Here is a 12,946-nt window from a genome sequence, read left to right as displayed (position 1 = left end):
ATTGGTTGAACATAATTTAATGATAGGTTCTAAAAAAGGTGATAAGGGTTTTGAGCCACTTATCACCTTTTTGTAAACGTGAATTACTCAGCAGCAGCTTCTACAGCTGGAGCTTCTTCTTCACCTTGTTTTGACTCGATTAAAGCGTCGGCCATTTTAGCAGTTAAAAGTTTAACAGCGCGAATAGCATCATCATTAGCAGGGATTACGTAGTCGATTTCATCTGGATCACAGTTAGTATCAACAATACCTACTAGAGGGATGTTTAATTTACGAGCTTCTGCAACCGCAATGCGTTCTTTACGTGGGTCAACCACGAACATTACGTCTGGAAGATCGTGCATATCACGGATACCGCCTAAGAATTTGATTAGACGTTCGTGTTCTTTTTTAAGTTGGATTACTTCTTTTTTAGGAAGAACTTCGAAAGTTCCTTCTTCTTCCATTTTTTCGATTTGTTTCATACGTGCAACACGTTTTTGAATTGTACCGAAGTTTGTAAGAGTACCACCTAACCAACGTTGGTTGATGTAGTAGTTGCCTGAACGTTCAGCTTCATCTTTGATCGCTTCTTGTGCTTGTTTTTTCGTACCAACGAAAAGAACTTTACCACCATCTTGACCAACTTGACGCATGAAGTCATAAGCTTCCTCTAATTTTTTAACAGTTTTTTGTAAGTCGATGATGTAGATCCCGTTACGTTCAACGAAGATATATTTCTTCATTTTTGGGTTCCAACGACGAGTTTGGTGACCAAAATGTACACCAGCTTCAAGTAATTGTTTCATAGAAATTACTGACATGTGAATTTCCTCCTAATATTTTGGTTTTTATCCTCCGCATTTATCATCTACAACAAGCTACCCTAAGCTTAGAGCACCACTTACTGCATCAAAATGCGTGTGTAGTAATAACACCATTTGCAACTATATCATAGCTTTGAACGATTCGCAACAATTTAGTGATGGAATTTCAGTAAAAGCTCGATTTCTGTTTTACCCTTTTGCAGTTGTTTCGCTATTTCCTCTGGTGATTTTCCCTGCTTTGCTAATTCTAGAACCTGTTGTTCCACTGTCAGCAATTTTTCAGCTTCTTTTTGCTCCTCCACTTTTAGAGGTGGAGCTGTTTTCACCATTTTCGAGCCTGTATGTTGCTGACGTGAATAAGCATTTGCGACTATATTTTTAGGTACATAGATACGAGCATCCTTCTCTAAAGATAGAGAACTATCACTTTTCACCTCGTGTACTACTGGCAAAGATGGCTGCTCCTGAGGTGTCATATATTGTTCCGTTTGCTGCAAGCTACTAGCAGCTATTTCTGACTGAGAGACATTTTGTAGCTCTTTAATAAGACGGTCATTTTCATCTTTCATTTCAGTTAAATACACACTAATGGTGTCGTCCATTTCCCTCATTAATCGTTCTTGCTTCTTTTCCAAATCTTTAAACTTTGCTAACTTTGTATTTAAAATGATAAGAAAGTAAAATGAAATGAGCTGTAAAAAGAATAGCACCGCTATTAGAATGGTTGTCATTGTAAACTCCTATCCACTAAAATCCACGAAATTCCCTTTAAACGGATGTTGTGCCTGTTTTTCTTGTTGATCCTTTTTTTTCTTTTTATGAATCCCTGTTAAATACTCACCACCCGCATCTTCATCCTCACTAATTTCATCCATACCTTCTGATGTGTTGACAATTTTTTGCTTGCGCTCTACTTCTTTTTTTAATGCTTCATTTGCATGTGCTTGCTGAGCCAATACTTGCTGCTGTGCCTGATCCGCCATTTTTCCTGCTTCAAATGTTTTTGGAATAGCAATCTGTAACTCGACACCTTTTAAACTCATTGGAATCTCTCCCTCAAGGATATTTACGCATTAATCATTTCACTAGATAATAGCTTTCGTAGCTTTAATAGCGCTTTTGAATGAATTTGTGAAATACGAGAGGTTGATAGTTCAAGCATTTCACCAATTTCTGTCAAAGTTAACTCCTCCGTGTAAAATAGACTAAGGACAAGCTGTTCTTTTTCATTGAGTTTCTGAATATTTTCCGCAAGATCATCTAACAACTCTGATTTAATGATAGCTTGCTCAGGTGTTTTTGTTGTATCGTCTCGTATGACAAAAGACTTGCCATCTGTTTCTTCTTGGTCTTGTTGTTCATTAATAGAAAGAACATTTGAAAAAAAATGCTCTTGCACAGTTTGATAGACATCTTCAACAGATACTTCCATATGCTCCGCAAGTTCCTCAGGTGTTACATGACGCATATATTTTTGTTCTAGTTGTTCAATTTGTGCATCTAATTTTTTTGCTTTTTCACGCGCTGACCGTGGTAACCAGTCTTCTTTTCGTAAACCATCAATGATAGCTCCTCTTACTCTAAACGAAGCATATGTATCAAATTTTAAATCTCTGTTAATGTCAAATTTATTTAATGCATCAAAAAGTCCTACCATCCCTAAGCTCGTTAAATCGTCTCGTGATACGCTTTTTGGCAGACCTGCACCAATACGTTGGACATGATAAGATACTAAAGAAATGTATTTTTTTATAAGTAAATCGCCAGCATCTGGATCACGCTCATGTATCCAGCGATTCCACAGTTTTTGCTCATCGTTCAGAATTGGTTGTGTCATGAAATCCACCTCTCTAAAAAACGCTCTTTCACGCCTGTTTACTAACGACTACTTGCGCTCTTAAAATTTATCATTCAACAGGATTTCTCAGTTTTTTTTATAAAAATCCACATTTAAACTAATCTAGACGTAAACCCTGAGTAGTTAAAGCCCGATAAGCAGTTGCCATCTTTCCTATATTATAACAAGAATCGACTATAATTTCATTTGTTTCTCTTAGTCTCTAATATATTCCTTTGTTTTTGAAAGACATAGAAAAACTGTATCCTGATTGTGTAATGATACTTGGATACAGTTGGATATGATTAAGCTTTTAGTTTAGGAAGCTACTGAATTCTTTTAACAAAGAACAAATTGAACAAAAGAGCAATAATACCCAATATATAGAAACCACTCTTTCAATAAATTATGCTTTAAATCGTACTAGAGACAAATTTCCCATTGAATATAGTTGCCTTACGTAGAGATCTTCGAGCAATTGCTTCAGCAGAGCAAGAAGCCTCCACAAACACCATATTTGCATTATCCCCCACTTTTGGCCATGTTTGCTCACCTGCTTGATTGAGTGGGGTTTTTCCCCCTGTAATAAATGGAAGGGTTTGGGCTAATGAGCGTTCATCTCCCCAACCTGAGCTTTTTGCCAAACGACCAGCTCGTTCTCATAAATCTCCGTTACCAAATGGGGACCAAACATCAAAGATTTTGTCACAGCCAATTGCAACGCGTACCCCTTTACTGTGTAATAAACCAACAGGTGGAAACTTTCTACAGAGGGGGGACACTCGTCACAATCGTAATACCTGCATCACGTAAGATGTCCGCCATTTCTTCTGCCTCAGGGCGTGAAACATCTCCTAGCCCAAAGGCATGGCTATATAAAAATAATTAATTTCACTTAAGTTTTTCGTATACTACAAACTCCACAGCCACAATAAAAAAGAGTCGTTATTCACGACTCTTACTTTTACGCATTTACTTGTTGATCTTCTTCTCGATTCATCATCGTTCTTACTACTTGTGCAATTTCCTCGGAATTTTCATCTTGAAATTCAACCGTAGAATTAGCTATTGGTACTTCTTGTATTACGCCTTCTATTGATTCAAGTTCCTTTTCTTCTATATCGCCTTCAACCGCTTCCTCATCTTCCTCTGGTGTAAACAAGATGTAAGCAATTAGAAAACGTACAATAAACATTACAAAAAATGCGATGATTGCTACAATAAACGAGCCAATCAGGATTCGCAGAGGCGTAAATGGTTTTTGAAATGTACTAAAAAAATAAATAGAAAAGGCAATTAATGCTCCCCATAGGTTGTAAAATATAGAACCAAACATTAGATTTCACTCACTCCCTGGTTAACTGTTCGGATGTGTAATATCGACGTTGCAGGATTAAATTCAATCGTTCTACCACTATTTCCACCAGTATCCTCGGCCACTAAAGGGATGCCCTGCCTCTTTAATTCATTTTTGACAGCTTCTACATTGCGGGGACCAATACGCATTGTATCTTTGTCAGAAGTAAATTGGAACATCTGCGCACCCCCTGCAATTTTTGCCTTGAGTTTAAATTTTTGAACGCCTTCTAACTTTAGTAAATCAATCATTGCAGCAATCCCTGAATCTGCAAATTTCGCGACATTGATTGACTCAGCTCTTCCTAAACTTGAATCTGGTAACATCACATGGATTAAACCAGCAATTTTTTTTGACTCATCATACAAAATAACACCAACACATGAACCAAGACCAGAAGTTCGAATCGTGTTAGGTAGCTTTACTACATCCATTTGTGCAATTCCCACTTTAATCACTTGTCCACTACTATTGGTTAACATATCACGAAACCCCTAATGCTTTAAAAATTGCATCAAACGAGTCAGGATCTGGTAGTAGGAAGAAATGACCCCTCACCGTTTCATGGTCTTCCACACCTTCTTCAAAAATGGATGTATTGATAACAATAACATTATCGCTGACATGAGATAATTCTATTAAACCAATGCTTATTATAGCTCCAAACATATCAACACTTAGACCTGGCACAGTTGGATAAATTTTTAAATTAGTAAAATCCGATAAGGCAGATAAATAGGAGCCCGATAAAATATTACCCATTTCTTGCATAGCTGATAAACCTAACTCTGAAACAGGTCGTTTTTTAAAGTCAAAAGAGTCATCGAAAATAAGTCGACGTATAAAGCGGTTTGCTTGTTCGATAGGTAAAATAAAGAACATACTTCCCTCTGCATCACCTTCAATACGAAGGTAAATGCCAACAACTACGTTTTCTGATCCCCCAGCCAACTCCATCATATCGTTAAAGGACACCATCTCTACCTTTGGAACACGCATATCAATTTTTTTCCCAAGTAAATTGGAAAGTGCTGTCGCGGCATGCGCAGCACCGATATTTCCAATCTCCTTTAATACATCTAAATGTAGTGATGTAATTTTTTGATTAAATGTCATTATCGATCCCTACTTTAGTGGATTTAATACTTTTTCTAAATGTAATAAGATTAATAATCGCTTCTCTACTTTAGCAACGCCTGAAATAAATTCTTCTTCAAGTGAGCCAACGACTTCTGGTTGCGGTTCAATAGCACTTGCAGGAATATCAATAACGTCGTTAGCGGAATCCACTACAAAGCCTACTTCCATATCTTCTAATGAGATAATAATAATGCGTGTTGTTTCCTCATGTTCAGAAATAGGTAATTCAAAACGTTCACGTAAATCCACAATTGGTGTGACAACACCTCGTAGATTGATTACACCTTTTACATATTTCGCTGTTTTCGGTACACGTGTGATATGCATTAATTTCTCAATTCCTTGAACATGGGACACAGGAATTGCATATTCTTTATCTGCTAACTGAAAAACTATTACTTTAATACTTTCTTGCTCCACTGCATTTGTCATACTTTACACCTCTCTTATTCATTCACCTTATTTAATTAGTGCGTTGCAATCTACAATTAAGGCTACTTTACCATTGCCTAAGATTGTTGCTCCTGAAATGGCAAAGATATTTGTTAAGTAATTACCTAAAGACTTCAAGACAATTTCTTGTTGGCCAATGAATGAATCCACCACTAAACCAGCAAGTTTTTCACCCTTACGGACGATCACTACTGAGTGGAATTCTTCATCTTGATGCTCTTGACGAGGTACCTCAAAGATTTCCTCTAAGAATACCAACGGTACAACTTTGCCTCGGAAGTCGATTACTTTTTGATTATGCGCATTCATAATCTCTGATGAACGGATAATAGATGTTTCAATAATAGAAGATAGTGGAATTGCATAAATTTCCTTTTCAATCTCCACAAGCATAACTGAAATAATTGATAATGTCAGTGGTAATTGAATTGAGAAGATGGATCCAACATCTTGTGTTGATTCAATTGAAATATTGCCACCTAGTGATTCAATCGTTGTTTTTACAACATCTAAACCTACTCCACGACCAGATACATCGGAAATAACATCTGCAGTTGAGAAGCCTGAAGCTAGAATAAGCTCATTAATTTGTTTATCAGACATTGAATAGGATTGTTCTTGTGTAACAATACCTTTTGAAATAGCTTTAGCTAACACTTTTTCTCGATTTATGCCCGAGCCATCGTCTTCAATTTCAATAAAGACGTAGTTTCCGCTATGATAGGCACGCAATACGACAGTTCCTTCTTCAGGCTTGCCTTTTGCACGACGAGCAGTTGGATTCTCAATGCCATGATCCACAGAATTACGAATCAAGTGAACAAGCGGATCTCCAATTTCATCAATTACTGTACGATCTAGTTCAGTTTCAGCACCAATAATTTCAAGGTTGATTTTCTTATTTAAATCACGTGATAGCTGACGAATCATTTTCGGGAAACGATTGAACACTGTTTCTACAGGTACCATTCGCATTGTTAAAATAATAGTTTGCAAATCACCCATCACACGACTCATACGCTCTACTGTTTCATTTAGTTCGCCATGATTTACTTCAGTAGAGATAGACTGCAATCGACCACGATCAATGACAAGCTCTTCAAACAAGTTCATTAAAATATCTAGACGTTCAATATTTACACGAATTGTTTTATTACCTACAGGTGCATGATTTTTGTCAGCCTTGGAAGGTGTAGCTTCTTTAGCAGGCTTTGCAACAGGCTCAGCTTTTGCAGCAGGCGTATTTGTTGGTATAGCAGCTACCTCAGCCACTGCAGTTGCAGTTGCTGCTACTTCTTGCTGCGCTTCAAATACTTTTTCACTAAATTTCCTTTGGTCAATTGTAGTCACAATAACCTCATCAACTTCAGAAACTTTCATTAGCTTTTTCTGCATATCCTCAGCTGTGGTTTTTGTGACAAAAGCTACATAAAATTGTTGATCAAACTGCTCATCTTCTAGCTTTTCAACAGATGGACTTGATTTAATGACATCCCCATCTTTTTCTAAAATCTCAAACACCATAAATACACGTGCTGCCTTAAGAAGGCAATCCTCACGTAATGTTACTGAAATTTCAAAAGCATTAAAGCCTTGTTCAGCCGATTGTGTAATGACTGTTTGTTCAAACGAATCATATTCTAATACACTTTCAACAACCGGTGCAGCAACCGTTGCTACCACCTCTGGTATTGCTTCCTCACCTAGTTCTATACGCTTTAGTTGTGCGACAGTTGAGGAAACATCACGCTTACCATCTCCACCGTTAGCAATATCCATCACCATTTCTTCTAAATGATCAACAGATTCAAATACAACATCTAAAATTTCAGGTGTAACATGAATCTTCTCATTACGGATGGCATCTAAAACATTCTCCATTTTATGGGTTAAATCTGCTAAATCTTCGAAGCCCATTGTGGCAGACATACCTTTTAATGTGTGTGCAGAGCGGAATATTTCCCCAACAATGGCCAAATCATCTGGATTTTTTTCTAATTCTAATAAATGTTCACTACACGCTTGTAAATGCTCTTTACTTTCTTCAATAAACATCTCTAAATATTGATTGACTTCCATAAGAGGACACCCCTTTTAAGGCAAATATTTCATTATTGTTTGTGCAATATCATCTACATCTGCAACTTCATCAACAAGTTGCGTTTCTACTGCTGCTTTTGGCATACCATATACAATGCAAGTTTCTGCTGATTCTGCAATAGCAATGACATTGCCAGTATTTTTTAATGCTTTTAGACCATTAGAGCCATCATGGCCCATACCTGTCATAATCACTGCTACTTTATCAAAATCTTTATATTGACTAACATCTTCAAACATTACATCTACAGAAGGTCGGTGGCCAGATCTTGGTGCTTCTTGATTATCAAGAACAATGCCAAAAGTTGTTCCTACTTTTCTAAGTTTTAAATGATATCCACCGGGTGCAATATAAGCTACTCCATTTTGCAAAATATCGCCCTGTTCAGCTTCTTTAACAGAAATTTCACTTAGCTGATCAAGTCGATTAGCAAGCGATTTAGTAAATCCAGCAGGCATATGCTGAACAATTAATATAGGAGCTTGAATAGACTTAGGAATTTTAGTAATAACCTCCTGAAGTGCACGTGGTCCTCCTGTTGATGTGCCAATTAACACAATCTTCTTTCCTATTTTACTCCATTCTACCATCGGTTTAGTTACGGCTACCTTAGTAGAAACAACATTAGTAGACGTATTTGTTCGTCCATGCTGTTGTGGTTCCTTTATTACTTTACTCACCCTTGTCACTTGTTCTTGTTGTCGTTTACTACCAGAAGGTTTTTTCAATTTGGAAATTGGCACCGTTGCAGCTTGTTCCACTTTGTGCACAAGTTCGTTTTGAATTTTATGTAAATCAAGGGAGATGGTCCCGCTCGGCTTGGCAACAAAATCGACTGCCCCGCCCTCAATTGCTGCAATTGCATTTTCTGTCCCACGTTGAGTGGTACTTGAGAGCATTACTACAGGAACTGGACATTGTAGCATAATTTCTTTTAAAGCATCGAGTCCATTCATTTCAGGCATCTCAATATCCATTGTCACAACGTTTGGCTTCAACGATTGTATCTTTTTGATCGCATCTTTTCCATTTCGAGCTGTTCCAACTACTTCCACCTTCGAGTTGCCAACAAAAAAGTCACTAATTAGCTTTCTCATAAAAGCAGAATCATCCACAACTAAAAGCTTGCTTTTATGCAAAAAGTCCAATTAATCACGCCCTTTCGAGAAAATACTTCTAAGTTTCGATAAAAATTTTTTCGCTGTTTGATCATGTGCATGTATTTCCCCCGCACGTTGCTCCATAAAACGAACGACTATAAGTTGCAATGTCTTTGATATTAATGCGTCTGGATAAGCAAGTGAGAATGGCACTTGCTCGCGCACTGCCTTACGCACAACAGGGTCTTCAGGTAATGAACCAAGAATGATCGTTTCTTTGTCTAAAAAACGTTTCATTGTTAACTGTAAACGTTCATTCGTTTCTATTCCTTCTTCTTTACTGAGAGCGCGGTTACAGAGAATATAAAACTGCTTATCTGGATCTCGAACATGAATATATTTCATCATGGAATACGCATCAGTAATAGAAGTAGGTTCCGCTGTTGAAATGACGATAATTTCATCAATGGATGTGAGTAAATCTAACGACCAATTAGTAGCACCAGCGCCCATATCAAATAAAATATAATCATAGTTTTTTTGAAGTTCTTCAAATGCTTGAATAAGTCTTTCAAACATACTATGAGACCAATCAAGCACACTCGTCATACCTGACCCACCTGAAATATACCTTAAATCGTAAGGCCCTTCAAATATTACCTCATCTAGTAGCTTATTTCCTTCTAAGTAATCTTTTAAACTATAAGAAGCATTTTTCCCAATTAAGATATGGATATTCCCCATCCCAATATCCATGTCTACAATGACAACTCTTTTTCCCTTTTGGGCCAAAGTCATGGCAAAGTTCATTGTGAAGTTACTTTTACCTACTCCACCTTTGCCACTTACAACTGCAATCGCTCTACCTAGTTCGCCTTGCTGTTTCATCATTTTTAAGCGTAATGCTTCAGCTTGGTCTCTCATTTTTCTTCACCTTGAAAAAACAAATTAAGTACTGCTTCTAAATCAGCTTCTTCAATATCTTCTGGTACTTCTTGACCATTCGTATAGTAAGCAAGTCCTTTATTATATTTAATCATTAAATTGATCATTGTGCCAATAGAATTTGTTTCATCCATTTTTGTAAAAATGAATTTTTCAATTGGTAATTGCTTAAATTGATCTACAATATTCTCCATATCCCTTTCTTTCGTTGTCATTGCAAGCACTAAATAAGATTCTGCATGTTCATCGAATTTTATGAGGCGTTGTAGATCATCAACATACTTGACTTCTTTATAATTTCGACCAGCTGTATCAATAAAAACCAAATCTAAATGTGATAATCTCTGGATCGCTTGTTCAAAATCTGTTGCATTGTAAGCAATTTCTACAGGAGCTTGTAAAAGACCAGCATATGTTTTAAGCTGCTCTATTGCCGCAATCCGATAAGTATCTGTCGTAATAAAGCCAATCTTTTTCTTTTTTTCTAACACAGCTCTAGCAGCCATTTTGGCAATGGTTGTAGTCTTACCAACCCCTGTTGGCCCTAAAATGTTTATATATTTTCTTTCGTAGGATAATCCTCCGACTGGAAGAACTTCTAGCTTCTTACGTAGTAAATTTTTTGCTATCAATTTACATTGTGAAAAATTTATTTCGGATGCTTCTTTAAAATGCATAAAAAGCTCATCACCTATCGTTGTGATGAGCTCTTCACTTAGCTCTTGCTGTCTTAAGTATTCAATGAAGGGTAAGAGTTCATCGGGATATTGAGCTTGGGTAGTCTTTTTATGCATCGATTGCATTAATGATTTTAAATCAGCAATTTCTTTTCTCAATTCTTCTGATATGCTAGCATCCTCATGTACTGCTGCTACATCAAGGGGTGGCTCCTGATGTATTTTTGCTTGAATAGCATTTGTAATCTCTTGCAACCTTGCATTTTCTTTTTTTACTACAGGCAGTACAGCTGGTGTTGGTACTGAAGCCACTTGCTGTGGCTCCATTGCATCAATACCCGCAACCACTTCAAAACTCTTCTTTTTTATCATGCCAAAAAATTTCTTTGTGATGACGACTTTTGAATTTAAAATGACTGCGTCCTCACCTAATTCTGCTCGCACTTGCTTCATCGCCTCTGGTATGGATGATGCATAATACTTTTTCATTTTCATTGAACATTCACCACCCCAACACTTTGAATTTCAACCGAAGCATCCAATTCATTATAGGATAGAACCGGAATTTGTGGGAAATAACGCTCCGTTAGTTGTCGTAAATACATTCGAACTGCTGGAGAGCATAATATAATAGCTGATTGCTCCATAAACGAAACACGCTCTACTTCCGCTGCAATAGTTTCTAATACTGTTTGAGAATCTTGTGGGTCCATAGCTAAATAATTTCCGTGATCCGTTTGTTGGATACTATCAGCAATCAATTTTTCTACTTTACCTGAAACCGTAATCACCTTTAATACTGAACTATCCCCAACATACTGCGCTGTAATTTGACGAGCTAATGCTTGACGCACATATTCAGCTAAGATATCCGTATCACTCGTTAATTTTGCATAGTCTGCAAGTGTCTCAAAAATAATTGGCAAGTTACGCACTGATACATTCTCTCGAAGAAGCTTACCCAGTACCTTTTGGATTTCTCCAGTAGATAAAGGTGCAGGTGTTAATTCTTCTACTAAAATTGGATGGGATTCGCGTAAGTGATCGATTAACTGCTTTGTCTCTTGACGGCCTAATAACTCATGAGCATTTGCTCGAATGATTTCAGTTAAATGTGTTGACACCACACTTGGTGGGTCCACAACTGTGTAACCATACATTTCCGCGTCCTCTTTTACTTGCTCTGTAATCCATTTAGCTGGTAATCCAAATGATGGTTCGACAGTATCAATACCTTCAATAGAATCATCGTCGCCAGGACTCATCGCTAAATAATGATCTAGTAAAAGTTCGCCTCGTGCCATTTCGTTCCCTTTTATTTTAATTCGATATTCATTTGGTTGAAGCTGAATATTGTCTCGAATGCGGACTACCGGGATCACGATACCTAACTCCAAGGCAAGCTGTCGACGAATCATGATAACACGGTCTAATAAATCCCCACCTTGAGCGGCATCTACTAAGGGAATTAATCCATAACCAAATTCGAATTCAATTGGGTCCACATTTAATAAATTCACAACATTCTCAGGGCTCTTCATGCCATCAGTAGCCACTTCTTCCTCAATCTCCTGTAATTCCTCTTCATCCTCTGGCTTCTTACGTTCCATCATATAAGCTCCCGCAATTAACGAAAGACCTATTGGCAGCGTTACCCAGTTTGGTATTGGCGTAAATAGCCCTAGTAATACAATGGTACCTCCTGCTACATAAAGCAGCTTAGCTTGAGCAAATAATTGGCCTGTAATGTCTTGACCAAGACTACCTTTAGAAGAGGCTCGTGTTACGACAATCCCTGTAGCAGTCGAAATAAGCAAGGCAGGAATTTGGGATACAATACCGTCCCCGACTGTTAGTTTCGAAAAATGAGTTGCCGCTTCTGCAAATGGAAGCCCCATTTGTACAACGCCAATGATGATTCCAAATAATAGATTGATAATAACCATTACCATTGAAGCGATGGCATCCCCTTTTACAAATTTCGTGGCACCATCCATTGCACCGTAAAAGTCCGCTTCCCCTGCAACTTTTTCACGTCGCTCGCGCGCTTCTTTTTCGGAAATAATCCCCGCATTTAAGTCAGCATCAATACTCATTTGTTTACCTGGCATCGCATCAAGTGTGAAACGTGCCGCTACTTCTGCTACTCGTTCTGCACCTTTTGTTATAACAATAAACTGAATTAACACTAGAATTAAAAAGACAACTAAACCAACAAGAATATTTCCTCCAACTACGAAATCACCAAAAGTTTCAACGACCGAACCTGCATCTCCATTTGCTAAGATGGCACGAGTTGTGGAAACACTTAGTCCTAATCGGAACAAAGTTAATAGTAAAATCACCGAAGGAAAAATGGAAAAATCCAATGCTTCTTTCATACTCATTGCTGTGAGCAGTACAATTAATCCTAATGTAATATTAATGACAATTAAAAAACTTAACATCCACGGAGGAAGAGGGATGATGAGCATCGCAACGATTAAAATAACCGCACCTAAAACCCCAATATCGCGAACTTTCATTTGTG

General features: G+C 37.5%; 14 protein-coding genes. All 14 read right to left on the bottom strand.

Annotation, left to right across the window (positions count from 1 at the left end):
* Nucleotides 1-83 precede the first annotated feature (83 nt).
* The gene (gene rpsB / locus PSR12_RS05385) at nucleotides 84-803 is read right to left on the bottom strand and encodes a 30S ribosomal protein S2 (RefSeq protein WP_004269262.1); all 720 of its coding nucleotides are present in this window, start codon (nucleotides 801-803) and stop codon (nucleotides 84-86) included.
* 155 nt (nucleotides 804-958) lie between these two features.
* Nucleotides 959-1,537: a hypothetical protein gene (locus tag PSR12_RS05380; RefSeq protein WP_221682751.1), complete on the bottom strand. Its 579-nt coding sequence runs from the start codon at nucleotides 1,535-1,537 to the stop codon at nucleotides 959-961.
* A 9-nt stretch (nucleotides 1,538-1,546) separates the two neighbouring features.
* On the bottom strand, nucleotides 1,547-1,849 hold the full coding sequence (locus tag PSR12_RS05375) for a hypothetical protein (RefSeq protein WP_004269264.1): 303 nt from the start codon (nucleotides 1,847-1,849) through the stop codon (nucleotides 1,547-1,549).
* A gap of 23 nt (nucleotides 1,850-1,872) precedes the next feature.
* Nucleotides 1,873-2,643 carry a FliA/WhiG family RNA polymerase sigma factor gene (locus tag PSR12_RS05370; RefSeq protein WP_036080567.1) on the bottom strand — a complete coding sequence of 257 codons (771 nt, stop codon included), beginning with the start codon at nucleotides 2,641-2,643 and terminating at the stop codon, nucleotides 1,873-1,875.
* 413 nt (nucleotides 2,644-3,056) lie between these two features.
* Nucleotides 3,057-3,287 (bottom strand): hypothetical protein, encoded by a 231-nt coding sequence (locus PSR12_RS23865; protein WP_446720648.1) that lies wholly within the window; start codon nucleotides 3,285-3,287, stop codon nucleotides 3,057-3,059.
* A gap of 320 nt (nucleotides 3,288-3,607) precedes the next feature.
* Entirely contained in the window at nucleotides 3,608-3,979 is a 372-nt protein-coding gene (locus PSR12_RS05360) for a hypothetical protein (protein ID WP_221682752.1), read from the bottom strand.
* The gene (locus tag PSR12_RS05355) at nucleotides 3,979-4,482 is read right to left on the bottom strand and encodes a chemotaxis protein CheD (protein WP_004269269.1); all 504 of its coding nucleotides are present in this window, start codon (nucleotides 4,480-4,482) and stop codon (nucleotides 3,979-3,981) included. The genes PSR12_RS05360 and PSR12_RS05355 overlap by 1 nt, the downstream gene beginning before the upstream one ends.
* Before the next feature lies 1 nt (nucleotide 4,483).
* Entirely contained in the window at nucleotides 4,484-5,116 is a 633-nt protein-coding gene (locus PSR12_RS05350) for a chemotaxis protein CheC (RefSeq protein ID WP_004269270.1), read from the bottom strand.
* Nucleotides 5,117-5,125: 9 nt separating this feature from the next.
* On the bottom strand, nucleotides 5,126-5,572 hold the full coding sequence (locus PSR12_RS05345; protein WP_004269272.1) for a chemotaxis protein CheW: 447 nt from the start codon (nucleotides 5,570-5,572) through the stop codon (nucleotides 5,126-5,128).
* A gap of 27 nt (nucleotides 5,573-5,599) precedes the next feature.
* Nucleotides 5,600-7,672 (bottom strand): chemotaxis protein CheA, encoded by a 2,073-nt coding sequence (locus PSR12_RS05340; RefSeq protein WP_274771936.1) that lies wholly within the window; start codon nucleotides 7,670-7,672, stop codon nucleotides 5,600-5,602.
* 15 nt (nucleotides 7,673-7,687) lie between these two features.
* Nucleotides 7,688-8,842 carry a protein-glutamate methylesterase/protein-glutamine glutaminase gene (locus tag PSR12_RS05335; RefSeq protein ID WP_221682754.1) on the bottom strand — a complete coding sequence of 385 codons (1,155 nt, stop codon included), beginning with the start codon at nucleotides 8,840-8,842 and terminating at the stop codon, nucleotides 7,688-7,690.
* Nucleotides 8,843-9,718, bottom strand: coding sequence for a MinD/ParA family protein (locus tag PSR12_RS05330; protein WP_221682755.1), 876 nt, complete (start codon nucleotides 9,716-9,718; stop codon nucleotides 8,843-8,845). It abuts the gene before it with no gap.
* Nucleotides 9,715-10,911 carry a flagellar biosynthesis GTPase FlhF gene (flhF, locus tag PSR12_RS05325; RefSeq protein ID WP_221682756.1) on the bottom strand — a complete coding sequence of 399 codons (1,197 nt, stop codon included), beginning with the start codon at nucleotides 10,909-10,911 and terminating at the stop codon, nucleotides 9,715-9,717. Before flhF ends, PSR12_RS05330 begins: the two co-directional genes overlap by 4 nt.
* Nucleotides 10,908-12,941, bottom strand: a complete 2,034-nt coding sequence (flhA, locus tag PSR12_RS05320; protein ID WP_221682757.1) for a flagellar biosynthesis protein FlhA — start codon at nucleotides 12,939-12,941, stop codon at nucleotides 10,908-10,910. Before flhA ends, flhF begins: the two co-directional genes overlap by 4 nt.
* Nucleotides 12,942-12,946: the final 5 nt, after the last annotated feature.

Origin of the sequence: Lysinibacillus sp. G01H (assembly GCF_028872195.1) — a bacterium.
Classification (GTDB): domain Bacteria; phylum Bacillota; class Bacilli; order Bacillales_A; family Planococcaceae; genus Lysinibacillus; species Lysinibacillus capsici.
This window is presented reverse-complemented; position numbering and strand designations above follow the sequence as displayed.

What these genes read in the sequence shown, in the direction of transcription:
- PSR12_RS05350 (WP_004269270.1), bottom strand. Translation starts at nt 5,116, where the DNA reads ATGACATTTAATCAAAAAATTACATCACTACATTTAGATGTATTAAAG.
- PSR12_RS05370 (WP_036080567.1), bottom strand. Translation starts at nt 2,643, where the DNA reads ATGACACAACCAATTCTGAACGATGAGCAAAAACTGTGGAATCGCTGG.
- PSR12_RS05345 (WP_004269272.1), bottom strand. Translation starts at nt 5,572, where the DNA reads ATGACAAATGCAGTGGAGCAAGAAAGTATTAAAGTAATAGTTTTTCAG.
- PSR12_RS05360 (WP_221682752.1), bottom strand. Translation starts at nt 3,979, where the DNA reads ATGTTTGGTTCTATATTTTACAACCTATGGGGAGCATTAATTGCCTTT.
- flhA (WP_221682757.1), bottom strand. Translation starts at nt 12,941, where the DNA reads ATGAAAGTTCGCGATATTGGGGTTTTAGGTGCGGTTATTTTAATCGTT.
- PSR12_RS05375 (WP_004269264.1), bottom strand. Translation starts at nt 1,849, where the DNA reads ATGAGTTTAAAAGGTGTCGAGTTACAGATTGCTATTCCAAAAACATTT.
- flhF (WP_221682756.1), bottom strand. Translation starts at nt 10,911, where the DNA reads ATGAAAATGAAAAAGTATTATGCATCATCCATACCAGAGGCGATGAAG.
- PSR12_RS05340 (WP_274771936.1), bottom strand. Translation starts at nt 7,672, where the DNA reads ATGGAAGTCAATCAATATTTAGAGATGTTTATTGAAGAAAGTAAAGAG.
- PSR12_RS05355 (WP_004269269.1), bottom strand. Translation starts at nt 4,482, where the DNA reads ATGTTAACCAATAGTAGTGGACAAGTGATTAAAGTGGGAATTGCACAA.
- rpsB (WP_004269262.1), bottom strand. Translation starts at nt 803, where the DNA reads ATGTCAGTAATTTCTATGAAACAATTACTTGAAGCTGGTGTACATTTT.
- PSR12_RS05380 (WP_221682751.1), bottom strand. Translation starts at nt 1,537, where the DNA reads ATGACAACCATTCTAATAGCGGTGCTATTCTTTTTACAGCTCATTTCA.
- PSR12_RS05330 (WP_221682755.1), bottom strand. Translation starts at nt 9,718, where the DNA reads ATGAGAGACCAAGCTGAAGCATTACGCTTAAAAATGATGAAACAGCAA.